At 64.7% G+C, this 23,522-nt stretch carries 22 protein-coding genes and 1 riboswitch; of the genes, 9 read left to right on the forward strand and 13 right to left on the reverse strand.

What is annotated here, in order from left to right:
• Positions 1–54 precede the first annotated feature (54 nt).
• Positions 55–801: a ribonuclease HII gene (locus ACO076_RS19895; RefSeq protein ID WP_421724551.1), complete on the forward strand. Its 747-nt coding sequence runs from the start codon at positions 55–57 to the stop codon at positions 799–801.
• Here ACO076_RS19895 and ACO076_RS19900 read toward each other — a convergent pair.
• Genes ACO076_RS19900 through ACO076_RS19920 form a run of 5 tightly spaced genes read right to left on the reverse strand, consistent with a single transcriptional unit; the run spans position 795 to position 3,315 of the window.
• A complete protein-coding gene (locus ACO076_RS19900; RefSeq protein WP_421724552.1) occupies positions 795–1,280 on the reverse strand; it encodes a F0F1 ATP synthase subunit B in 486 nt (161 codons plus the stop codon). The two genes, ACO076_RS19895 and ACO076_RS19900, sit on opposite strands and share 7 nt — an antisense overlap.
• Positions 1,273–1,845 carry a F0F1 ATP synthase subunit B gene (locus ACO076_RS19905; RefSeq protein WP_421724553.1) on the reverse strand — a complete coding sequence of 191 codons (573 nt, stop codon included), beginning with the start codon at positions 1,843–1,845 and terminating at the stop codon, positions 1,273–1,275. Before ACO076_RS19905 ends, ACO076_RS19900 begins: the two co-directional genes overlap by 8 nt.
• Before the next feature lie 33 nt (positions 1,846–1,878).
• Positions 1,879–2,106, reverse strand: a complete 228-nt coding sequence (locus ACO076_RS19910) for a F0F1 ATP synthase subunit C (protein WP_421724554.1) — start codon at positions 2,104–2,106, stop codon at positions 1,879–1,881.
• Positions 2,107–2,160: 54 nt separating this feature from the next.
• Positions 2,161–2,910, reverse strand: a complete 750-nt coding sequence (locus tag ACO076_RS19915) for a F0F1 ATP synthase subunit A (protein ID WP_421724555.1) — start codon at positions 2,908–2,910, stop codon at positions 2,161–2,163.
• Between the two features lie 18 nt (positions 2,911–2,928).
• On the reverse strand, positions 2,929–3,315 hold the full coding sequence (locus tag ACO076_RS19920; RefSeq protein WP_421724556.1) for an AtpZ/AtpI family protein: 387 nt from the start codon (positions 3,313–3,315) through the stop codon (positions 2,929–2,931).
• Positions 3,316–3,608: 293 nt separating this feature from the next.
• Between ACO076_RS19920 and ACO076_RS19925 the strand changes: the two genes are divergently transcribed.
• The 6 genes from ACO076_RS19925 to ACO076_RS19950 all read left to right on the forward strand — a co-directional run bounded on the left by ACO076_RS19925 (position 3,609) and on the right by ACO076_RS19950 (position 11,938).
• On the forward strand, positions 3,609–4,073 hold the full coding sequence (locus ACO076_RS19925; RefSeq protein WP_421724557.1) for a DUF721 domain-containing protein: 465 nt from the start codon (positions 3,609–3,611) through the stop codon (positions 4,071–4,073).
• 87 nt (positions 4,074–4,160) lie between these two features.
• The gene (locus ACO076_RS19930) at positions 4,161–4,829 is read left to right on the forward strand and encodes a thioredoxin domain-containing protein (RefSeq protein WP_421724558.1); all 669 of its coding nucleotides are present in this window, start codon (positions 4,161–4,163) and stop codon (positions 4,827–4,829) included.
• A gap of 72 nt (positions 4,830–4,901) precedes the next feature.
• A complete protein-coding gene (gene smc, locus ACO076_RS19935; RefSeq protein ID WP_421724559.1) occupies positions 4,902–8,366 on the forward strand; it encodes a chromosome segregation protein SMC in 3,465 nt (1,154 codons plus the stop codon).
• Positions 8,367–8,519: 153 nt separating this feature from the next.
• Positions 8,520–10,139, forward strand: a complete 1,620-nt coding sequence (locus tag ACO076_RS19940) for an ABC-F family ATP-binding cassette domain-containing protein (RefSeq protein WP_421724560.1) — start codon at positions 8,520–8,522, stop codon at positions 10,137–10,139.
• An 81-nt stretch (positions 10,140–10,220) separates the two neighbouring features.
• A complete protein-coding gene (mutY, locus tag ACO076_RS19945; protein WP_421724561.1) occupies positions 10,221–11,327 on the forward strand; it encodes an A/G-specific adenine glycosylase in 1,107 nt (368 codons plus the stop codon).
• A complete protein-coding gene (locus ACO076_RS19950) occupies positions 11,324–11,938 on the forward strand; it encodes an HAD family hydrolase (protein WP_421724562.1) in 615 nt (204 codons plus the stop codon). The genes mutY and ACO076_RS19950 overlap by 4 nt, the downstream gene beginning before the upstream one ends.
• A 15-nt stretch (positions 11,939–11,953) precedes the next feature.
• Here the strand turns inward: ACO076_RS19950 and ACO076_RS19955 are convergent, their stop codons facing one another.
• Positions 11,954–13,069 carry a site-specific DNA-methyltransferase gene (locus ACO076_RS19955; protein WP_421724563.1) on the reverse strand — a complete coding sequence of 372 codons (1,116 nt, stop codon included), beginning with the start codon at positions 13,067–13,069 and terminating at the stop codon, positions 11,954–11,956.
• Positions 13,070–13,254: 185 nt separating this feature from the next.
• Between ACO076_RS19955 and ACO076_RS19960 the strand changes: the two genes are divergently transcribed.
• Positions 13,255–13,932, forward strand: coding sequence for an HAD family hydrolase (locus ACO076_RS19960; protein ID WP_421724564.1), 678 nt, complete (start codon positions 13,255–13,257; stop codon positions 13,930–13,932).
• A complete protein-coding gene (locus tag ACO076_RS19965) occupies positions 13,932–14,918 on the forward strand; it encodes a M23 family metallopeptidase (protein ID WP_421724565.1) in 987 nt (328 codons plus the stop codon). Before ACO076_RS19960 ends, ACO076_RS19965 begins: the two co-directional genes overlap by 1 nt.
• Positions 14,919–14,948: 30 nt before the next feature.
• Here the strand turns inward: ACO076_RS19965 and ACO076_RS19970 are convergent, their stop codons facing one another.
• The 7 genes from ACO076_RS19970 to gcvT form a co-directional block, all read right to left on the reverse strand.
• Positions 14,949–17,438: a hypothetical protein gene (locus ACO076_RS19970; RefSeq protein WP_421724566.1), complete on the reverse strand. Its 2,490-nt coding sequence runs from the start codon at positions 17,436–17,438 to the stop codon at positions 14,949–14,951.
• 191 nt (positions 17,439–17,629) lie between these two features.
• On the reverse strand, positions 17,630–18,256 hold the full coding sequence (locus ACO076_RS19975; RefSeq protein ID WP_421724567.1) for a sulfotransferase family 2 domain-containing protein: 627 nt from the start codon (positions 18,254–18,256) through the stop codon (positions 17,630–17,632).
• 25 nt (positions 18,257–18,281) lie between these two features.
• A complete protein-coding gene (gene gcvPB / locus ACO076_RS19980; protein WP_421724568.1) occupies positions 18,282–19,847 on the reverse strand; it encodes an aminomethyl-transferring glycine dehydrogenase subunit GcvPB in 1,566 nt (521 codons plus the stop codon).
• Entirely contained in the window at positions 19,847–21,190 is a 1,344-nt protein-coding gene (gene gcvPA / locus ACO076_RS19985) for an aminomethyl-transferring glycine dehydrogenase subunit GcvPA (RefSeq protein ID WP_421724569.1), read from the reverse strand. Before gcvPA ends, gcvPB begins: the two co-directional genes overlap by 1 nt.
• 15 nt (positions 21,191–21,205) lie before the next feature.
• Positions 21,206–21,676 (reverse strand): OsmC family protein, encoded by a 471-nt coding sequence (locus ACO076_RS19990; RefSeq protein WP_421724570.1) that lies wholly within the window; start codon positions 21,674–21,676, stop codon positions 21,206–21,208.
• A gap of 8 nt (positions 21,677–21,684) precedes the next feature.
• A complete protein-coding gene (gene gcvH, locus ACO076_RS19995; protein ID WP_421724571.1) occupies positions 21,685–22,053 on the reverse strand; it encodes a glycine cleavage system protein GcvH in 369 nt (122 codons plus the stop codon).
• Positions 22,054–22,066: 13 nt separating this feature from the next.
• A complete protein-coding gene (gcvT, locus tag ACO076_RS20000; protein WP_421724572.1) occupies positions 22,067–23,212 on the reverse strand; it encodes a glycine cleavage system aminomethyltransferase GcvT in 1,146 nt (381 codons plus the stop codon).
• 157 nt (positions 23,213–23,369) lie between these two features.
• Positions 23,370–23,461, reverse strand: a riboswitch (glycine riboswitch).
• Between the last annotated feature and the right edge of the window lie 61 nt (positions 23,462–23,522).

The following is a 23,522-nucleotide window of genomic DNA, read 5'->3' on the forward strand; positions in this document are numbered from 1 at the left end:
GCGAGGCGGTTTCACTCTTGCGGCCGATCGCGATGACCGCCACCATCCGGCCCCATGTCGAAACCGCCCGCCGATTCGCCGCCACTCATCGACCTGCCGAAGCCGACCAACCGGATCGAGAAACGGGCGCGGCGCCGCGGTGCACGGCTGATCGCCGGTGTCGACGAGGCCGGACGCGGGCCGCTGGCAGGACCCGTCGTGGTCGCCGCGGTGATATTCGAAGGCCGCGTGCCGAGCGGACTCGATGATTCCAAACGCCTCGCGGCAGAGGAGCGCTCACGGCTTCACGATACGATCCTGCGCCGCGCGATCGTTTCGGTGGCGGTGGCGAGCCGGGCGCGGATCGATCGTATGAACATCCTGCAGGCATCGCTTTGGGGGATGAGCAAGGCCGTCGCCGGGCTGGCCCGGCGACCGGACCATGTCCTCGTCGATGGTAACCTCCTCCCGCGCGATCTCCCCTGCCCCGGCGAGGCCGTGATCGGCGGCGACGCATTGTCGGTTTCGATCGCGGCAGCCTCGATCGTCGCCAAGGTCACCCGGGATCGGCTGATGGCGGCAGTTGGACGGGCCTATCCCGACTACGGCTTCGGCAGTCATAAAGGGTATTCGACCCGCGACCACTTCGCAGCACTCGATACGCATGGGCCCTGCATTCATCATCGGCGCAGCTTCGCGCCGGTACGGATCGCCCTCGGCCTGGAGGCCGAGCAGATTGAGCTGTTCGCGGACAAAGCATCGGACGCTGAGGCGAATCCGGCCGGCCCAGCCCCAACCGAACCGGCCTTCGCCGATCAGTGAAGCTTGTTTTTGACGTCCTCGATTGCGGAGGCCACCAGAGCGTCGGCTTTCTCGCCCTTCGCTTTGGCGGCGAGCAGCCTCTCGGCCGCCGCAATTGCGACATCGGCCGATAGCGCCTTCACTTCCTGAAGCGCCTGGATTTCGGCCTGGGCAATCTTCTCTTCGGCCATTCGGGTGCGGCTGGAGACGTACTCCTCCATCCGCTGTCGCGCCTCGACGCCGATCGCCTCCGCCTCGCGCTTGGCCTGGTCGATGATCTCCTCGGCCTCCGACTCCGCCTCGCGGGCCTTGCGCTGATACTCAGCCAGCAACGACTGGGCCTCTTCGCGAAGCTTGCGGGCCTGATCGAGTTCGTCGCTGATCGAAGCGGCCCGCTTGTCGAGCGCGCCGGTGATCGCCCCGGGCACCTTCATGTAAACCAGCAAAGCGAGGAACAGGATCAGGCCGATCAGCGTCCAGAACGTCGCGTCCTCAAGCATCGGTACCTCTCCCGGCCATCGAGTCGTCGACGGCCTTTCTGACCTCGTCGGTCGTTGGTTCGGCCTCGATCAGCGTCGTGACCACCGCTTCGGCGGCGTCTCTGGCGATCGTTCCCACTTCGGCGAGCGCCTGCTTCTTGATATCCGCGATACGCGTCTCGGCGGTCGCCAGCTTCTCCGCAAGGTCCTTCTCGACCGCTTCGCGTTGGGTATTCGCCTTGCCACGAGCCGCTTCCCGCGCGTCGTCCGCCATGTTGGAGGCTCGTGCCCGGGCGTCCGCGAGCGCCTTCTCGTAGGCGGCAGCGGCATCCTCCGATTCACCCTTCAGTCGCTCAGCCTGATCGAGATCGGCCGCGATCCGGTCCCGCCGTCCCTCGAGGATGCCCCCAATGCGGGGTAGCGCTACCTTGGCCATCAGGTAGTAGAGCAGCGCGAAGGTGATCGCGAACCACAGGAGCTGGGATGCGAACGTGGTCGCGTCGAACGGCGGAAACGTTGTGTGTTCCGCCACCGTTTCGTCGACAACCTGCCCTTCGACGAAGGGTTCGGTTTCGCCGGTTGCCATCAGCGCCTCCGGACGGATCGATGGATCACGCGATCAAACCGCGAAGAGGAGTAGCAAGGCAACCAGGAACGAGAAAATGCCGAGCGCCTCGGTCACGGCGAAGCCGAAGATCAGGTTGGTGAACTGGCCCTGGGCGGCAGCCGGGTTCCGGATGGCGGCCGCCAGGTAGTTGCCGAAGATGTTACCCACGCCGAGGCCGGCGGCGCCCATGCCGATACAGGCGATGCCGGCGCCGATGAACTTGGCTGCTTCTGCTTCCATGATGAACTCCTTGATGAGAAGGCTGATTGATGGAGGATGAACGCAACCGGGCGGTCAGTGCCCGGGATGAAGCGCGTCGTTGAGGTAGAGACAGGTGAGGGTGGCGAACACATAGGCCTGGACCACCGCCACCAGAAACTCCAGAGCGGTGAGAGCGATCGTTCCAAGCAGCGGGAGAATCGCGCCCAGGATGCCGACGAAACCGGCCGACCCAAGCGCCACGACGAATCCGGCGAACACCTTCAAGGTGATATGCCCGGCCAGCATGTTGGCGAACAGTCGAATCGACAGGGAGATCGGTCGCGAGATGAACGAGACAACCTCGATCACGGTAACGAAAGGCAGGAGGACCGGGGGCAAGCCGCTCGGCGCAAATAGACGGAAAAATCCAAATCCGTGTCGCCTGATGCCGTAAATCACGACCGTCAGGATGACCATCAGGGCCATCGTGGCCGTGATGATGATGTGGGCCGTCACCGTGAAGAAGTAAGGGAACATCCCGACGAGGTTGGCGACAAGGATGAACATGAACAACGAGAAGACAAACGGAAAGAACCGCATCCCCTCGCTACCCGCCGCGTCTCGTAACGTCTTGGCGACAAATTCGTAGACGACTTCGGCCGCCGATTGCCATCGCCCGGGCACCAGCCCCCGCCCGCGAGTCGAGAGGATCAGGAAGGACGAGGCGACGACAATCGTCACCACCATGAAGAGCGCCGAGTTCGTGAAGGAGAAGTCGATTCCGCCGACTTCGATCGGGATGATCTTTTCGACCTTGAACTGCGAAATAGGATCGGCTGCCAACCTGGTCCCTCGTTCTTGTTAGTCGAACCGGCGGGTCGCCGGGTCGTCGTCAATTCCGGGCCGTTTGGCGATCATGCCGGCCGACCGCATCACACTCAACAGACCGGCCGCGAACCCCACCAGGAAGAACACGATCAATCCCCAGGGCGAGGTGCCCAACAACCAGTCGACCCCCCACCCGAGCACCGCACCGACCAGGACGCCGGCCACCAGATCGGCGCCCATGCGCAAGGCCAAGGCATAGCCGGTGCGCGGCGGCGCATCCGGGTCGGCGACCTTCTCTTCTTCCGGTCGAACAGTGCCGATCCGTCGGTCGAGGTCCTTCAGTCTCCGGGAAAGGCTGGCGTCCTCGTCGCGCCGCTCGCGGCCCGGTCTTTCATTGCCCGGTCCATCCGCTTCGCTCATCAGACCGCCCTGCCGGCGCCCCTCACGGCCCGTGCAAAGCCCGGAACCGCCCCAAAAACCGGGCGCACCATAGGTTTCGCGTCGAAACGTGTCAAGAAGCGCGCATTTTGATCTATCTATTTGTTTCACATAGAATTTTCGCCTTGAGCCGCACACCGCGATGCTGCGTCGCAACCTGCTTGTTCAAAGAGAGTCGCGTGCTGAGCGACGGGGCTTCCGGATTGCCGGCAACCGTGGCACAAGCTTGTGTCATGTCGGTTCACAGACGTTCAGCTCGTCGCGGTCCGGTGGTCTTGTCCGATCTGGTCGGGCGGACAATCGCGCCCGTCACGGCCCGCCGCGGCTTCGCGACTGCAGACCTGATCGCCGCTTGGCCAGCCATCGCCGGTTCGGCCCACGCAAACTGCACAGCTCCCGAAAAGGTGGTCTGGCCGCGGCAAAGCGACGATGGCGAACCGGCGGCCGGCGTATTGGTCGTGAAGGTTGACGGCCCGCGAGCCATCTTCGTTCAGCACGACCTGCCACAGATCGTCGAACGCGTGAACGCCTACCTTGGCTACCGCGCGATCGCACGGGCCCGGATCATCCAGAGCCCGGTTGCGTCCGGAGAAGGGGCGGCGAGGATGCCGTCGGTGCGCATACTCGACCCGGTAGCGGAACGTGGCCTCGAAAGGGACGTTGCCGACATCGACGACGAGCGGCTGCGGCGGGCGTTAATCCGGCTCGGACGTGGCGTCCGCGGCCTCGCGAATAGTTGAGTTGCGCCGCGCCCAGAAACGCCACAATTGGCCGGTCCGGTGCGGTCAACGTTACGCGGATACTGATTAGCAAGAACGGTGAGGGTCATGGCAGTTCGGACGACGGTTTCTTTTTTTGGTGCGGCGACGATCGCGGCAGGTTTCGGCGTTTTCCATTTCGGGGGCTCCACCGACGCTGTAACCTTCGCGGAGGCGTTCCTGGTGTCGCCCGCCGCGGCCGCAACAAGCGAGGAAATGCTGGAAGCCGGACCGCTCGGCGAGAAGACGCTCGGCGATCCGAACGCGCCCAACATCGTCATCGAGTACGCCTCGATGACCTGCCCGCACTGCCAGACCTTTCACGAACAGACTTTCGAAGCCTTCAAAGAGAAGTACATCGATACCGGTGAGGTCTACTTCATCTTCCGTCATTTCCCGCTGAACCCGCTCGACACGGCGGCGGTGATGCTGACCAATTGCGCGCCGGAAGAGCGCTTCTTCCCGCTGGTCGACTTGATGTTCGAGCAGCAGCCCAAATGGGCCTTTGTCGACCAGCCCGCCGAGGCGCTGCTCAATCTCGTCAAGCAGGCTGGCTTCACCCAGGAATCCTTCACGGCGTGCCTGCAGAACCAGGAGGTTCTGGACGGCGTCGACTGGGTTCGCAGCCGGGCTGCCGGCGATTTCGCCGTCCGCTCGACGCCGACATTCTTCGTCAATGGCGATATGCAGACCGGTTCGATGTCGCTGGAGGAATTCGACGAACTCCTTGCAGAATAGAGCCGAATCGCCCTAGGCGGGAACCATCGGGCGGCGTTTGGAGCGCAGCCGGCAAGCGTGGCGAGGGCCTAGGTGAAATTCACGAGGCTGCGGGTTCTCGGATTCAAATCTTTCGTCGAGCCGATCGACGTGGCGATCGAACCCGGCCTGACCGGCGTGGTCGGTCCGAACGGTTGCGGAAAATCGAACCTTGTCGAGGCGCTTCGCTGGGTCATGGGCGAAGCCTCCTACAAGAACATGCGCGCGTCCGGCATGGACGACGTCATCTTCTCCGGCAGCCTCAACCGCCCCGCGCGTAACACCGCTGAGGTCTCGCTCCTCATCGACAACACCCACCGGGCCGCGCCGGCGGCTTTTAACGACGCCGATGCCTTGGAGGTCAGCCGTCGCATCGAACGGGAGGCCGGCTCCGTCTACCGTATCAACGGCCGAGACGTCCGCGCCCGCGATGTCCAACTGCTGTTCGCCGACGCTTCCACCGGCGCCCATTCGCCGGCAATGGTCGGTCAGGGAAAAATTGGTGAGTTGATCGCCGCCAAGCCGAAGAACCGGCGGGCCCTGCTAGAAGAAGCGGCCGGTATCTCCGGTCTCCACAACCGCCGCCACGAAGCCGAGCTACGGCTCTCCGCCGCCGAGCAAAATCTGGCACGCCTCGACGACGTAATCGCAGAGATCGAAAGCCAACTCGACGCGCTGAAACGCCAGGCCCGTCAAGCGGTTCGCTACCGCAACCTCTCCGGCGACATCCGCAGAACCGAGGCAACCGTCCTCCATCTGCGCTGGCTGGCCGCGGCCAAGAGCGTCACGGAAGCAGAAGCGGCTCTGGAGCAAGCGGCCGCGCTGGCCACCGAGCGCGCCACCATCCAGGCCGAGACCGCCAAGGTCCAGGCCGTCGCCAGCGCCGCCCTGCCCGATCTTCGGGACGCGGCCGCCCAGGCCGGCGCGGCGCTGCAGCGGATCATCGTGGCCCGGGAACAACTCGACAGCGAGGAAGAGCGGGTCACCGCGCGCCTCGCCGATCTCGACGCCCGTCTTGCCCAGTTGGCCGATGATCAGGCCCGCGAGGAACGGATGATCGCAGAGAACGCGACCATTCTAGCGCGACTGGCCGACGAGGAATCGACACTGGTGGAGGCGAATGCCTCGATGGCCGAACGGCAGGCCAACGCCGCCAGCCATCGCACCACCTGCGAGACCGCGCTCGTGGAAAGCGAGGCCGCGCTCGCGCAACTAACCGATAAGCTCGCCGACCTTTCGGCCCGTCGTGAGCAGTATCAGCGCAGCGTGACGGACGCCGAGCGGCGGCTCGAAAGCCAGCGCAGCGAACAGGCCGGAATCACCGCTGAACTCCAGCGGCTCGGCGGCGACAGCGAAGCGGTGGCCACGATCGAGCTTCGGAAGCGTGAGGCCGCCGAGGCCGAGGGTGCGGCAACGGCGGCGGAGCTAGAGGCCGTCGCAGCCGAAGAGAAGGCGGCGACCGCGCGCAGCCGGGTCGGCCAAGCGCGTGAGCCGCTGGCCGAGGCCGAACGGCAAGTGCACCGGATCGAGACCGAGGCCGCGACGCTGGCAGCGCTCCTGAAATCAGCTGATGTCGCCGACGGTGCGCCTCTTGTCGACCGCGTCACCGTGGAAAGCGGTTTCGAGGCGGCGCTCGGTGCCGCCTTTGGCGACGATCTCGACGTTCCGGCCGAGACCGAGACCGAGGCGTCGACCTACTGGCGACTGGTTGAGCCCAGCGAGGCGGACGCCTCGCTACCGGCCAACGCAACGCCGCTCGGGGCGCATGTCCAGGTACCGCCCGTCCTCACGCGGCGGCTGGCGCAGACCGGCTTGGTGGCGAAAGATGACGGCCCGCGCCTGCAGGCGTTGCTCAAGCCCGGTCAGCGGCTTGTCAGCCGCGAAGGCGACTTGTGGCGATGGGACGGCTATGTGGCGAGCGCCGATTCGCCGGGCGCCGCCACCCAGCGCCTCGCGACTCGTAACCGGCTGGCGGAGCTGGAAGCCGAGCGCGACGCAGCGACCCGCCTACTCGCAGCACGGCGCAGCGACATGGAGGAAGCCGAGGCCACGCTTCAGGCGACGGAAGCGGCGGAACGGGCGGGGCGTGAGACTCAGCGCGAAACACGCCGGTGGCTCGACGAGACGCGTAACCGTCTAGCGGAGGCGGAACGTGTGCTCGCGCGCGACGCAGCGCGGCGTAGCGCCCTTGAGGAGGCAGCTAACCGCCTCGCCGCAAGCGTCGCCGATCTGGAAGCGACCCGCGCCGTCGATCTGACGGCACTCAACGAAACGCCGGCCGCCGAGAGCTTCACGGAGGCCCTGCAAGCGGCACGGGACAAGGTTGCCGAAGATCGCGCCGCGTTGTCCGAGGTCCGCGCTTCGGCCGAGAGCCTCGCCCGCGAGGCGGAAATGCGGGCGAGCCGGCTCGCCGACATCGCAGTGGAGCGTCAGAGCTGGACCGAACGGGCGACGAACGCCGAATCTCAGATCGAAACGCTGACGGTCCGCAAGCAGCAGACCGAGGCCGAGAAGGCAGAGCTGGCCGAGGAGCCGGCGCGGATCGAAACCAAGCGGCGGTCACTGCTCGTCGAGATCGATACCGCCGAGAAGGCTCGCGCCGCTGCGACCGACGAGCTCGCCACCGGCGAAGCCACGCTCGCCGAGGCCGACAAGGCCGCGCGAGCGGCGCTCGACGCCCTCGCCGAAGCACGTGAGCAGCGCGGGCGAATCGAGGAGCGCGGTGTCGCTGCCCGGCAGCGGCTGGAGGAAACGGCCGCGCGGATCGAGGAAGCGCTCGACTGCGAGCCAGACGAGGTACTGGCGATCGCCGAGCTCAAATCTGGTGCTCCGTTACCGGAACTCGCACCCACCGAGGCACGGCTGGAGCGCTATCGCCAGGAGCGCGAACGCCTCGGCGGCGTCAATCTGCGCGCCGAGGAAGAAGCCCGCGAGATCGCGGAGCGCCGCGACGGCCTCGTCGGCGAACGGGAAGACCTAGTTGCCGCGATCCACCGGCTGCGCCATGGAATTGGCAGCCTGAACCGTGAAGGGCGCGAGCGGCTGCTCGCCGCCTTCGGTACGGTCAACGACCACTTCCGGGCGCTGTTCACCCATCTCTTCGGCGGCGGCGAAGCCGAACTACAATTGACGGAATCGGATGATCCGCTCGAAGCGGGGCTGGAGATCCTGGCGCGGCCGCCCGGCAAGAAGCCGCAGATCATGACCCTGCTTTCCGGCGGTGAGCAGGCATTGACCGCGCTGGCGCTGATCTTCGCCGTGTTCCGCACCAATCCGGCGCCGATCTGCGTTCTCGATGAGGTCGATGCGCCACTCGACGACGCCAATGTCGAGCGATTCTGCAACCTCCTCGACGAGATGACCCGCCAGACCGACACGCGATTCGTCGTGATCACCCACAACCCGATCACGATGGCGCGCATGAACCGGCTGTTCGGCGTGACGATGGCGGAGCGCGGCGTATCGCAACTGGTGTCCGTCGACCTCGAAACCGCCGAGAGCTATCGCGAAGCCGGCTGAGTCGCGCAGCGTTATCGGCCGGGACCTTGAACTCGGCCGAGAATACCGTCATGTGAAAGCCGCCCACCAACGAAACCGCATGGAGATTCCGATGGAACGGACAGCGACGCATCTTCTCGCCAATGTCCTTCGCTTCGATCACGGTCTCCACTCATGCCTTCCAATCCTGTCCCATCGCTGGTGGCACTGCGTTCCGTCACCTACGCCACGCCCGACGGTCGAACCCTTCTAGACAACGTCACACTCACTTTCGGCCGGGAACGGACCGGTCTGGTTGGCCGCAACGGAATCGGCAAGTCGACGCTGCTCCGTCTCGTCGCTGGTGATCTCGCGCCGGCCTCCGGCACCATCGAGCGCTCGGGCCGCGTCGGTTTTCTGCGCCAAGCCGTTCACGCAAACGTCGGTACGGTTGCCGATGCGTACGGGACAAGCGAAGCGCTCGCATGTCTCGATCGGCTGGAAGCCGGTCACGGCAGTGTATCCGACGCCGCAGACGCGGATTGGGACCTGCCCGCGCGGATCGCGGACGCCTTGGCGCGGGTTCAATTGACCGGCCTCGAGATGTCTCGTCCGTTGGCATCGCTGAGCGGTGGCCAACAGACGCGCGTCGCGCTGGCGGCGCTGATGTTCGGCGGCGCCGATCTGATCCTCCTCGACGAACCCACCAACAATCTCGACAGCGATGGTCGCGCCGGTATCGCCGAAGCGATTGCCGGGTGGCGGAATGGAGCCATCGTCGTCAGCCACGACCGAACCCTGCTCCGCCGTATGGACCGGATCGTGGAACTATCCGGGCTTGGCGTCCGCAGTTATGGCGGCAACTACGATTTTTATCGTGAGCGGCAGGACCACGAGCACGCGGCGGCCGAACAGGACCTCCGATCAGCGAAACACCAGCTCAAGGCAACCGAGCGGGCAATCCAGGCGGCGCGCGAGAAGCAGGATCGCCGCGCCTCGGGCGGCAAGCGCCAGCGCGGCCGCGGCGACCAGCCCAAGATTCTGCTCAACGCCCAGCGCAACCGCGCTGAACAGACGGCGAGCGCCGGCAGCGCTCTTGCCGAACGCAAACGACACGCGGCCCAGGCAACGCTACGTGATGCCGAAGCCACGGTGGAACGCGTCAGCACCCTGTCCGTCGCCCTGCCGCCGACCGGGCTGGCGGCCGGCAAGACCGTTCTTGCCTTCGATCGCGTCAGCTTTACCTACGCCAACGGTCCGCCGATCCTCAACGACGTGTCGCTGATCCTATCCGGCCCCCAGCGCACGGCGCTGACCGGGAGCAATGGAAGCGGCAAAACGACATTCTTGCGTCTCGCGGCCGGCGATCTCGCCCCGACTACGGGCACGGTCCGTCGCCCGGTCAAAGCGACCATGCTCGACCAGCACGTCGCCGTCCTCGATCGGGATCGCTCGATCATCGACAACTTCCGAACCGTCAACGGCAGCGCCGACGACAATGCATGCCACGCCGCCCTCGCCCGTTTCCTGTTCCGCGCCGACGCGGCGCATCGGCTGGTGGGCGACCTGAGCGGTGGCGAAATCCTCCGCGCCGCGCTCGCGGTAACGCTGGGCGGGTCGGCACCTCCGCAACTCCTTATCCTCGACGAGCCTACCAACCACCTCGATCTCGACTCGACCGAGGCTATCGAAGTAGCGCTTCGCGGTTACAACGGCGCGCTGCTCGTCGCCAGCCACGATACCGATTTCCTCGACGCCATCAGCATCACCGAGGTGTTGGCGTTTCCGCTGAGCGCGGGGGTCTCGGCGATGTGAAGCGATAGACGGGGCCAGCGTGCGCGGGCAGGAACGACCCGTGTTGAAATTGGATCGGCGCCGCCGTGATACTGTTGGGCAATGATCGATTCAGGACACACCTCCCCGATATCCGAAGCCTTGTTAGCGTGGTACGACCGCCACGCTCGCCGCCTGCCGTGGCGGGTTGGACCAACCGAACGCGCCCGTGGTCGGCGCCCCGATCCCTACCGGGTGTGGCTGTCGGAGGTCATGCTCCAGCAGACCACCGTGACCGCGGTCAAGCCGTACTTCGAGCGGTTCGTGACCACCTGGCCGAACGTCGCCGCGTTGGCCGCCGCCCCCCGCGACGATGTGATGAAGGCCTGGGCCGGTCTCGGCTACTATAGCCGAGCGCGCAACCTCCATGCCTGTGCCCAGGCGATCGTCCGGGATCATGTTGGCCACTTCCCGACGACAGCCGCAACGTTGAAGACGCTGCCGGGGATCGGCGACTACACAGCGGCGGCCATCGCTGCGATCGCCTTCGACGAACCGGTGCCTGTCGTCGACGGTAATATCGAGCGGGTGATCGCCCGCCTCGCTGCCATCGACACCCCGCTACCGGCGGCGAAGAAAATCATCCGCGCGCAACAGGCGGAACTCACCCCCGCTTCGCGGCCCGGCGACTACGCGCAGGCGATGATGGATCTCGGCGCCGGGATCTGCACGCCGAAGCGACCGGCCTGCGTCCTCTGCCCGATCACCACGGCCTGCGTCGCCCGTGCCCGCGGCGAACAGGAGCGTTATCCAATCAAGGCCGCAAAGCCCGATCGCCCCACCCGCTACGGCGCCGCCTTTGTCGCGAAACGCGCCGACGGGGCGGTGCTGCTCCGTCAACGGCCCGACAAGGGGCTGCTCGGCGGCATGGCGGAGGTTCCGGGCACCGCCTGGTCGTCGAACCGCGGCGAAACCGACATCGCCGCCGAAGCTCCTTTCCCGGGCACCTGGCGCCCGGCCGATCAACCTGTCGTCCACGTCTTCACCCACTTCCGCCTGGAACTCACTGTGTTTCACGCGACGGTCGATGATCAGGCACCACCGACCGGCGCCTGGTGGTCCGGCGTCGAGGCCCTGCCGTCCGAGGCCCTGCCCAGTGTCATGAAAAAGGCGATTGAATCTGTCATGCTCGGCGCCACGAAACAGAAGAAATCGAGGAGTGCCGCGTGACCACCGTTCGCCATGTCGTCTTCGACCTCGGAGGGGTGCTCCTCCACTGGGATCCGGAAGTTCCCTATCGCAGGCTGATTCCTGACGAGGCGGAGCGAACGCGGTTCCTTACCGAAGTGTGCTCGCGCGCCTGGAACGCCGAACAGGACCGTGGCCGCACTTGGGAAGAAGCGGAAGACACCCTGATCGCCGAACACCCCGACCACGAAGACCTGATCCGGGCCTATCGGGCGAACTGGCTGGAAATGGTCCCGCACCATCTCGATGACAGTGTCGCTGCCCTCGAGCTACTTCTCGACGCGGATATCGACGTCACCGCGCTCACCAACTTCGCGGCCGACACGTTCGAGGTCGCCCGCGAGGAGTATCCGTTTCTGAAGCGGTTTCGCGGCGTGACCGTCTCCGGGCGCATCGGATTGGTCAAGCCGGACGAGGCGATCTACCGCCACCATCACGAAAATTACGGCCTCGATCCGGCGCGCACGCTGTTCTTCGACGATGTCGAGAAAAACGTCGAGGGCGCGCGCGCCGCCGGCTGGCAGGCGGAACGGTTCGAATCGCCGGAAAAGCTCCGCGCCGACCTGATCCGCTATGGGGTTTTGGCCGCCTGAGTTGTCGCCGACCGGTCAGGCGCCAGCGGCAGCAAGATCGCGGCGCACGATCTGGCGTAACTCGTCGATCGGCGCCAGGCCTCCCTCGCGCTCGAAGTGCCAGAACGTCCAGCCGTTGCAGGCGTCGAGACCCTGAACAAGCGCGCCCACCCGATGAATCGAACCCACGTGATCGCCGGCCTTCAGCGAGCCATCGACCCGGACCTCGGCCGCATGCCGGGCGCGCGCATCGGTCAGTGTCACGCCCGGCGTGATCAGCCCGGCATCAAGAAGGCTGTTGAACGGCACGCGCGGCTCTGCCCGCTTGCCCGTCGCCACGGCAAGCGCTCCTTCCGGCAGCGGTTCGATCGCCGCGAGCCGAGCCTTGGCCGTTGCGATGTAGGCGGCCTCACGTTCGACCCCGACGAAATGCCGGCCGAGGCGCTTGGCCACGGCCCCGGTGGTACCACTACCGAAGAAAGGATCGAGGACGACGTCACCTGGCTTCGACGCCGCAGAGAGAATGCGGTTGAGCAACGCTTCCGGCTTCTGGGTCGGATGCGCCTTGCGGCCGTCGGCATCCTTGAGGCGCTCGCCGCCGGTGCAGATCGGAAACAGCCAGTCGGACCGCATCTGAAGATCGTCGTTCCCGGCCTTCAGGGCGTCGTAGTTGAAGGTATAGCGCTTGGCGTCCGCGTCCCGGCTCGCCCAGATCAGGGTTTCGTGCGCGTTCTGGAACCGGCGGCCGCGGAAGTTCGGCATCGGGTTGGTCTTGCGCCAGACGATATCGTTGAGGATCCAGAAGCCCAGATCCTGGATGATCGCGCCGACGCGGTAGATGTTGTGATAGGAGCCGATTACCCACAGCGTGCCATCAGGCTTCAAGACCCGGAGACAGGCGAGCAGCCAGGCCCGGGTGAAGTCATCATAGGCTGAGAACGACGAGAATTTGTCCCAGTCGTCGTCCACCGCGTCGACCGTCGACTGGTCCGGCCGAGTGAGCGATCCGTCGAGCTGCAAATTGTAGGGCGGATCGGCGAAAACCAGGTCGACGGACGCGGACGGCAGCCGGTTCAGGGCAGCGACGCAGTCGCCCCTGATGATCGTATCGATCCAGTCCGGCCCTTCCGCGACCTTGCGCGCACGCCCCATGAACCCAACCCTGACGCAACAGATATCGGCGGGGACAGTGCGCGGTTAACGTAAAGTCGGGGTTAGGCGGCATAGTTAAGAAACCGTGACCCTCGTGCGTCAGAATGGCCGAATGGCGGCCTGGGTCTTCCGCCCCTTCGCCGATCCGGATAGACACAAGGGCTTCTCCAGACGGAAGGATTTCCATGCTGATCATGTTCGACTGCGACGGCGTGCTCGTCGATTCCGAAATCATCGCCGCACGGGTCGATTCGGAGGATCTCGCCGAGGTCGGCTTCGAGATCACCCCCGAAGAGGTCGTCCGCCGGTTCGCCGGCCTGACCTTCGCCGACATCATCGAAGTGGTCGAGGCGGAGATCGGCCGCCGTATTGATCCGTCCTTCCACGCGAACCAGAAGAAAAAGCTCAGCCAGCGCCTGGCCGAAGAAGTCGAAGCGGTCCCGGGAATCATCGACCTCCTCGATAATCTCGACGGTCCGCGATGCGTTTGCTCCAACTCCTCGACCGAACGGCTGAAGATCATGATGCAGCGCACCGACCTGTGGGACCGGTTCAAGCCGTACATCTGGTCGGCGGTCGAGGTGGGCACCAAACAGCCCAAGCCGGACCCGAACGTCTACGCCTACGCGCTGGAGCAGTTCGCCACCGCGCCGCGCGATGCGGTGGTGATCGAGGATTCGGTCTTCGGGGTGACGGCCGCGCACGCGGCCGGAGCCCGGGTCGTCGGCTTCACCGGTGGTGCTCACGCCTGGCCGGGGCTTGCCGACCTGCTCACCGACGCGGGAGCCGAGACCGTCATCCACCGCTGGGCCGACCTGCCGAAGGTCATCGAAGCATTCTCCGCATGGGACGGCGTCGACTGATGCGCATGGTCGCGGTCGTCACTGGCCTGACGGTGGCCACATCGGCGGGTGCGATCGAACTGCAGTTTCCGGTCGACTGTTCCATTGGCCACGATTGCGTCGTGCAGCAGTATTTCGACCACGACCCAGGTGCCGGGGTCTCCGATTACCGTTGCGGCACCCAGACCTATGACGGTCATGACGGAACGGACATCCGCCTGCCGACGCTTGACGACCTGACGGCTGGCGTTGATGTCCTTGCGGCAGCCCCCGGGACCGTCACGGCGGTGCGCAACGACATGCCGGATCTGATCTACAGCGATCTGGTCGCGGAGATCGTTGCCGATCGCGAATGCGGAAATGGCCTTGTCATCGACCACGGCGACGGCTGGGAAACCCAATACTGCCATCTGAAACGCGGTAGTGTCTTGGTGGCGCCAGGTACGACGGTCGTGGCCGGCGATCCGTTGGGCGAGATCGGCCTGTCGGGGGTCACCGAGTTCCCCCATCTCGATTTCTCCGTCCGTAAGGATGGCGTCGATCTCGACCCGTTTGCGCCCGACGGTATCAACGACGCTAGCTGCACCGCGGAGACCGATCCGGCAGAGTGGCTCTGGGTTGCCGAAATCACGGAGGGCCTCACCTACCAGCCGGCGTTTGTCCTCAACGTTGGATTTGCCAACGGTGCCATATTGATCGAAGAAATCGAGAACGGCGCGTTCCAAAACACGCGCCTGACCACCGACTCGCCGGCGATCGTCTTCTTTGGACTTGCGATCAATCTGGCGGAAGGCGACGTGCAAACGCTGGTCCTGACCGGCCCGGATGGAGAGGTCATCGCCGCGGATCAAGTCGCTCCAATCGACGCCCCCCAGGCCCAGTACATGGCGTTCGTCGGCAATCGCCTGTCCGATCCGTGGCCAACTGGCGTCTACCGCGGCCGCTACGCGGTCATACGCGACGGCGAGGAAATCGCCTTCGCCGAGGCCGAGACGACGCTCGAATAGTGCGAGCGCGTCCGGGCGCCCGCCGATGAACTAAACAACTAGGAAGTTGTCAGCGGTCAGGTCGGTGTGCTTGTCGACCTTGGCAAACTGGACGGCGTCGCTGCCGCCGACTCCGTCTTCATCGTAGTACACCGCACCTTCGCTCGCTTTGTAGAGAATGTAATCGTCAGCGTCCTTGGCCGTCTTCCCCTTCTTGAACTGCGACGCGGGCAGCGGACCGAGGCTGAGGGCAGTGAAGATGCTCTGATCGAGGAGGAACAGGTCCTTGTTCGGGTTGAAGTCCGTGATCCTGGAGAAACTGAAGGCGCTTCCCGCCTTAGCATCCTTGCCGTCGCCGAGTTTGGTATCGAACAGGAACGCGTCGAAACCCTTTCCGCCCTTCAGTATGTTCTTGTCCCGACCACCAGCCACAATATCGTTGCCGGCTCCGGCCCGGATATTGTCGTCGCCCCTGCCGCCCTTCAGTTCATCATTGCCGGCCAGTCCGGCGATCTTGTCATCGCCTTTCTTGCCGCGGATGAAGTCGTCAGAGGTCGTCGGCAACTTGCGCCCGAAAGGTGTCGTCGTCGCATCGATGACATCATCGTCGTCGGTTCCGCCGATCTTGTGGCCCTTGTCCTTGAGCACGATGCGCGTGCCGCTCACTGAGTCCTTCTCGGCAGTGAACTTGTTCGACTCAGGATCGGCGACCATCAGCGTGACCGTCTCGCCAAAGCTGGAGACGGTCATGACGTCGGTCGTCTTGTCGTAGTCGACGGTCGCCCCTGCCGCGAATTCCAGCTCGGTCAGGACGATCGCGTCGCCTTCACCGAAGTCGACGATGGTGTTGCCGAACGACGTTTCGACAAGCGCGTCGACCGGCGCCAAGGCCGCGTCGTCGATCGCCAGGATCTGGGCACCATCGGTGAAATTGATGTTCCCGGTGCCGGCCGCCTCGAAAGCGGCAAGTTCCAGCACGCCGGCGACAAGAGTCGTGCCTCCGGTATAGGTATTGGTTTGGATCAGCGTCGTCGCACCGGTGCCGCGCTGTTCGAAAACGCCATCACCGCTGATCACACTGTCGAAGAGAAGGCCCTCGGACCGATCGACGGCGAGGAATCCGCCAAAAGCGATGGACACGTCGGCTTCAAGCCCGCCCAACCCACCGCCGGCACCGACGATCAGGCCCGCGCCTTCGGCGATGGTCGCCCCACTCCCATAGGCCTGGAAATCCGCGAGTGTCCAAAACCCGCCGTTGACGTTCAGAACTTCCACATTCATGACGTCGGCCAGGGTGCCGGTGCCATCGCCTTCGAGGTTGATTTCGTCGGCGGTGCCCGCGCCACCGTCCTTGATGCCGCCCGTTGTCGCACCGGTGTAGAGGTTGATTGCGTCATCACCGCCACCCGTGGCGATATCGCCCAGGATGATTCCCTTGTTGGTGATAATGTCGGCGAACGTGCCGACGATGATGATGGCCTCGCCATTGCCGGCTTCGATCGTCCCCTCGTTGATGATCTCCGTGATGGCGAAGGCTGCCCCACCGTCGCTGTCATCGACGTTGATGGCGCGCTCGACGGAGTAGATCACACCGTCGGCATGGTTCTTGATCTTGCCGCCGCCAATGGTGACCGCTTCCGACAGGCCCTCGTCCCAGGTGCCGAGACCGCGGATCGTGCCGTAGTTGTCGAGGTCGATCAGGCCGTCGGTGTCGATACCATCGCCGTCCTGGTCGCCCTCGGCGGTCCCTTCGATCGTGCCCTTGTTGATGATCCTGGCGAGGGTTTCAGTCGCGACGAATTCGCCGAGATCGATGTTAATGCCGCCGCCGCGTTGGCCGATGATGTCACCGTGGTTCTCGATGTCGACCGTCTTGAGGTCGCCGGTGATCCCGTGCCGCGTTCCCTCGATCCTGCCACCGAGATAGTTGACGACGGTACCGTCCTCCCATTCCTGGTAGTCGATACCATCGTTGCCGAAGGCAAGGTCCACGGCACCGCCAAGGATGTGTCCGTAGTTGGTGACCACCCCTCCATTGCCGGGGCGGATGGCGTCCGCCTCGGCGGCTGTAATCAGCCCAAACTCGTGATTGATGATCTCGGCACCGATGGTCTCGAGATCGTTGAGATCAAGCGCTTGGCCGTTGGTGTCGTCGCTGGTTCCGGTCGTCTCGATCGTCCCGAAATTCTCAATGAAGACGACGCTTCCGGCGTTGAGGTCCTCGCGGATCTTCAGCGCATCGTCGGCCGGCGAACCGATTGTCCCGTAGTTGTAGAGATAGAAAGCCAAGACGCCCGTCGGGTCGCCGTCAGTTTGAATCGCCCGACTGTCGGTCGATGCGATCTGACCCTCGTTGACGATGACCACGCCCGGCGGCACGTCAGCCGAAGCCGACAGATCCCAGGTGACGGCCACGCCGGTCTGCTCGGGCTCGTCGACCTCGGTGGTGACGATCGATCCGACCGGCAGGACCCAAAGCGTGTCGTTTTCGACGAGCGTGATCGGATCGGTTGTGTAGCTATCGATGATGGTATCGGTCATCGCATCCCCCCAGCCGGCGGTTGTCGGTCGGAGGCGAAACTAGGAGCCCAACGTGACAGGCAAGTGTCGCGGCTAACTGATTGTCGAACCTGCCAGAAACATCCTAACCGGCCGATTCGAGCGGCCGGTCTCCAGCTTCTCCGTATCCCATGAGGTATCACCCAGGCTTGGCGATCACCTCGCTTTCGTTGTCAGGTCAACCGGCCGTAGCCAAACACCCGATAATCTTCTTCGTGATGCTGGAGCACGGCGTCTTCCAGCCGGCGACTGGCGCGAAGCTTCGACGTATCCACGTTCGAGGCGTTGATCGGGGCGAAACTTTGGGGGACATCGAGTTCCAAACGAGGGAACAGTGTTCGGATGTCGTGCTGAAGGTGCTCGAACCGCACGATATCTTCCGGGACCATGGGCACTCCGTCGAGATAGAACCAGCTAGCCATGGGCGGTTGCGTTCGAACCAACTCGAAGAATGCCACCTCATCGAAGACCGGCGTCCGATGTCGCCTTATACCGTCCCGCGCCGAGATCCATCGGTGTGGAGAATGGTAAAGTGACAGGAAGCGGTCAAACGGATGCCGCACGCTGGTCATGATCCGGCAGCGGCCAAAGAGGTCGTTGGGCATGGCGGAACGATAGTCCTCGAGCCTGGCATGCTTTGTCGGCGTATAAACGCCGGATACCTCGAAGCGTTCGATCCCATCCTGCCTCGGCTTCACGAAGCAGTGATCACTGGAGTATTCGAGCAAATGCCGCTGGAGGAAATTGCCTGCGGTTTTCGGAATATGAACGAAGATGATTCGCTTGCTGTCCAGAAACATGTGGCAATCGGGCGCTCGTCGGCCGTTATTCCGCCGCCTCCGACCAGGGCTCGGATTTCTCCCACTTCAGCTTGGGGTTTCGGGCAGCCTTGGTCTCATCCAGCCGCCGGCGTGGCGCCAATGTCGGGGCCTGCCGGAACCGTTCCGCCTCGCCGCGCTTCGCCCGCATCACCAATTCGCGCATTGTGGCGATGAACAGGTCGAGTGACGCCTTCGATTCTGATTCCGTCGGTTCAATCAGCATCGCCCCGTGCGCCACTAACGGAAAATACATGGTCATCGGGTGATACCCCTCGTCGATCATCGCCTTGGCGAAATCAAGCGTCTCGACGCCGGTTCCCTTCAGGAAGGTGTCGTCGAACAACACCTCGTGCATGCACGGTCGGTCGCCATAGGGCTGGCTCATCAGATCACGCAAGCCAGCGCGGATGTAGTTGGCGTTGAGCACCGCATCCTCCGACGCTTGCCTGAGGCCGTCAGCGCCGTGGGAAAGCATGTAGGCGAGCGCCCGCACAAACATCCCCATCTGTCCCTGAAACGCGGTGAGCCGGCCGAAGGGATGGTGATCTCCGCCGGCCTCGTCCGCATTTTCCACCAGTTCGGGACCGTCCGCGCCGGTGCGAACAAAGGGGACCGGCGCGAACGGCGCCAGCCGTTCCGACAGCACGACCGGTCCCGAACCCGGGCCGCCACCGCCATGAGGCGTCGAGAACGTCTTGTGCAGGTTGATGTGCATGGCGTCGACGCCGAGATCGCCCGGCTTCACCTTGCCGACGATCGCGTTGAAATTGGCACCGTCGGCGTAGAAGTAAGCACCGGCGTCGCGAACCGCATCGGCGATCGCGACGACGTCCCGCTCAAACAGTCCGCTGGTGTTCGGGTTGGTCAGCATGATCGCCGCGACATCCGCGGATAGCCGCGACTTGACCGCCTCGGGATCGACGGTGCCGTCATCACGCGCGGGGATGCTTTCGACCGCATAGCCGAGCAGCGCCGCCGTGGCCGGATTGGTCCCATGTGCCGACTCGGGCACCAGGACCACCGACCGGGCGTCGCCGCGTGCGGCAAGCGCTGCCTTGATGGTCATCATCCCGCACAGCTCACCATGCGCCCCGGCCTTTGGACTCATGGCAACCGCGGCCATACCGGTCGTCGTCATGAGCCAGTCGGCCAGTTCGGCGATCAAGGCAATCGCTCCCGGCACGGTGTCGACCGGTTGGAGGGGGTGAATGTCGGCGAAGCCGGGGAGCCGCGCCATCGCCTCGTTGAGCCGCGGATTGTGCTTCATGGTGCACGAGCCGAGCGGGTAGAGGCCGGCATCAATGGCGTAGTTCTTTTGACTGAGCCGGACGTAGTGGCGTACCGCCTCCGGCTCCGACAGCCCCGGCAGATCGATCGGGGTTTGGCGTGCGTGATCACCGAGACGCGACGATGCCGACGTGGGCTCCGGCAGATCGACGCCGGTGACATCGTTGCGGCCGACCTCGAAAATCAACGGTTCTTCGATCTGGAGCCCACGGTTGGTGGTGAAGGTTCGGGTCTCACCTGCCTTCGCTTCCACCGGCGAGGTCGAACGGCCTTGTTGGGTCATCAAGCCACCTCCCGCATTGCCGTGACAAACGCGTCACGGTCAGCATCCGTGTTGGTCTCCGTCGCGGCGACCACCATCAGGTCGGCGAGCTCCGGTCGCTCCGGCTCGAGCCGTGACACCGGAACACCGCCCAAGACACCCGCCCTGGTTAACGCCCCGACCGTCTCGGCCGCGTCCCCCGGCACACGGATCGTGAATTCGTTGAAAAACGTTTCATTCAAAACACTTACGCCCGATATCTGAGACAGCGCCTCGGCCAGCACGACCGCATTGGCATGATTGTTGTGCGCGAGACGACTGAGCCCGTTTTCGCCGAGCAGGGTCATGTGGATTGTGAAGGCGAGCGCGCAAAGGCCTGAATTTGTGCAGATGTTCGAGGTCGCCTTGTCCCGGCGAATGTGCTGCTCGCGGGTCGACAAGGTGAGGACAAAGCCGCGACGGCCCTCGGCATCCACCGTCTCGCCGCAAAGCCGCCCCGGCATCTGACGCAGATATTTCTGTCGGGTGGCGAACAGCCCGACATATGGCCCGCCAAACGTCAGTGGGTTGCCAATCGATTGGCCCTCGCCGACGACGATATCGGCGCCCTGGGCTCCGGGTGGTTCGATGGCGCCGAGGGCCACGACCTCAGTGAAGACGGCGACCAGCAGCGCGCCGACCGCATGGGCCTTTTCGGCTATGGGTCTGAGGTCGATCAGATGGCCGTAGAACGATGGCGACTGAACCACGACGCACGCGGTCTCCTCGTCGATCGCATCAAGGATGGACTCGGCGCCCTCTGGGTCCGGCGGCAACGCGACCGTGGTCTCGCCGGCCATGTCCGATACGGTTTCGACCACGTCACGGTAATGGGGGTGCAGGCCGCCGGCGAGCACAGCCTTCTTACGACGCGTAATCCGCGATGCCATCAGCACAGCTTCAGCGGTGGCCGTGGAACCGTCATACATGGACGCATTGGCCACATCCATGGCCGTCAGATGCGCAACCTGCGTCTGGAACTCGAACAGAACCTGCAGCGTTCCCTGGCTGATCTCCGGTTGGTACGGTGTGTAGGAGGTCAGGAATTCGGACCGCTGGATCAGGTGATCGACGCTCGCCGGCACGTGATGGCGGTAAGCGCCGGCGCCGACGAAGAAAGGCACCGAGCCGGCCGGTATGTTCCGCGCCGCCAACTTGCCGAGATGGGCCTCGACCTCCATCTCGCTCTGGCTTTGCGGGAGATCGAGTAGCCCGTCGATCCGCTTGTCGACCGGAACCGAAGCGAATAGGTCGTCAATGTTGGCGACGCCGATCCGCTGGAGCATGGTGGTCCGGTCGGCTTCGGTGTGCGGGTGATAGCGCATGGCGTACCGTCCCGGTCAGGCAGCCGGCGGCTCGACCCGGATGTCGGTCCGGACCGAGTTGGCGATGAAACAGTACTGGTGGGCAAGATGGTGCAGCTCGTCGACTTGGGCCGCATCGGGGGAGTCGCCGGCAAATGTGATCCGCGGTCTCAGAATCACCCGGGCCACCCAGTAACGGTGGTCTTCGATCTTCTCCATCTCGCCTTCCGTCTGGTCCTCGTAGCTATCGACGACGAAACCGCCGCGTCGCGCCAGGTCGAGAAAGGTGAGCATGTGGCAGGAGGAGATCGACGCGATGTATGCCTCCTCGGGATCGACGGCGGCCTCGGGGGCGTATGGTGCCGGCACGACATGCGGCGACGCCGACGCAGGAACGTCGATGCCACCGTCGAAGCGCCAGCGGTGGGCGCGGGAGTAGCGGCCGCGAGCGAAGTCGGCGTCAGGTTCGCGACGCCATGTGATGGTAACGGTATACTGGTGGGTCATAGCTCGCCTCAAAGGGTTTCGAGGAACGCCTTGTAGGCGTCCGTATCCATCAAGGCCTCGATCTCGGCCTTATCGGTCGGTTTCATCTTGAAGAACCAGCCGGCGGCCTCGGGGGACTGGTTGACTGTCGCCGGCTCGTCGGCGAGCGCATCGTTGACCTCAAGCACCTCGCCGCCGATCGGCGCATAGACTTCGCTCGCCGCCTTGACCGATTCCACCACGGCCGCCTCGGCGCCCTTGGCGTAGGTCTTGCCGACCTCGGGAAGCTCCACAAAAACGACGTCGCCGAGCTGCTCTTGTGCGTAAGCCGTGATGCCGATGATGACGTTGTCGCCTTCGACACGCACCCATTCATGGTCTTTGGAATAGCGGGTCATTCGTCTGTCCTTGTCAGGGCTTTGGTTTGCGGAAATAGCGGTGGGGGACGAACGGTATCGCCGAGACGGTCGCGCGTAGCGGGCGGCCGCGCACCTCGATCTCGACCGCGGTGCCCTCCGTGGAGAAATCGGAATCGACGTATCCCATGGCGATCGGCGCACCGACGGTCGGACCGAACGTGCCGGAGGTCACCGAGCCGATGTGTCGACCGTCGTGAAGGATCGGCGCGCCCCCGCGCGCCGGCGCCCGGCCCTCAAGCCGCAGCCCGACACGTCTGCGGCCGGGTCCGTCTTCGATCTCGCGAAGGATGCGGTCGGCACCGGGGAAGCCGCCCTCCCCCCGCCGGCGTTTGGCGACCGCGAACAGGAGATCCGCCTCAACCGGCGACGTGGTGACGTCGATATCCTGCCCGTAGAGGCAGAGGCCGGCCTCCAAGCGCAATGAGTCGCGGGCGCCGAGACCGATCGGCGCGACCTCCGGTTCGTCGAGCAGCGCCCGGGCGACGGTTTCCGCATTATCGGCTGGCAAGGCGATCTCGAAGCCGTCCTCGCCGGTGTAACCCGATCGGAAGACGATGCTGTCGACTCCGCGTACCGTTACGGCACGTGCCGACATGAACGGCGGTTCGCCGAGGTCCGGCGCATGCCGGGCCAGAACCTCCGCCGCCCTCGGTCCCTGCAGTGCCAACAGCGCCCGATCGTCCCTGGGTTCAAGCAGAACGTCGGCGGGGAGCCGCGCCCGGAAGTCGGCGTAGTCCACCTCCTTCCGCGCCGCGTTGACGACCAGCAGCAGCACGCCGTTGTCCGCCGGATCGTCCGGCCGGGTGATCATCATGTCGTCGATGATGCCGCCGTCCTCGGTGAGCAGCAGGGTGTAGCGCTCCCGCCCCGGCTTGAGGCCGACAAAGTCGCCCGGGGTGAGAGCCTCCAGCGCCCGCGCCGTGGTGTCGTGGTCCGGCCCGACGAGGCGCGCCTGCCCCATGTGGGAGACGTCGAACAGGCCGGCCGCGGTTCGGACGTGGTTGTGCTCGGCGATGATTCCGTCGGCGTACTGGACCGGCATGGCATAGCCGGCAAACGGCACCATCCGGGCGCCAAGCGCACGATGCAGTGCATCGAGTGGCGTCCGCTTCAGGTCTGTCGATGTGTCGTCGGCCATGTCGGCTCCGGACAGATACTACTAGGGCCGCGAGCCCGTTCTCACGAACTGCCCGCGCCCCCTCTGTCCGAAAACCTGAGAGATTTCCCGCGCCAAACCCGACGCGGTTACTCCTTCGGTGAGCCCGCGCGCAACGCGAGCCGCTTTCCAGAGCGCCGTCGACCAACCGGTCCTTTTGCCTGAGAGTTTCCGGGGCGGTTGCTCCTTCGGCGCCGGGCGCGTCGGCCCGACCTCTCCCGGCGGTCGCATGCGATCCAGCCCTAACCAAGACCGGAACGGCCGGGATTCGGCGATTACCCGACCATCAGCA

Origin of the sequence: Bauldia sp., assembly GCF_965232525.1 — a bacterium.
Lineage (GTDB): Bacteria > Pseudomonadota > Alphaproteobacteria > Rhizobiales > Kaistiaceae > Bauldia.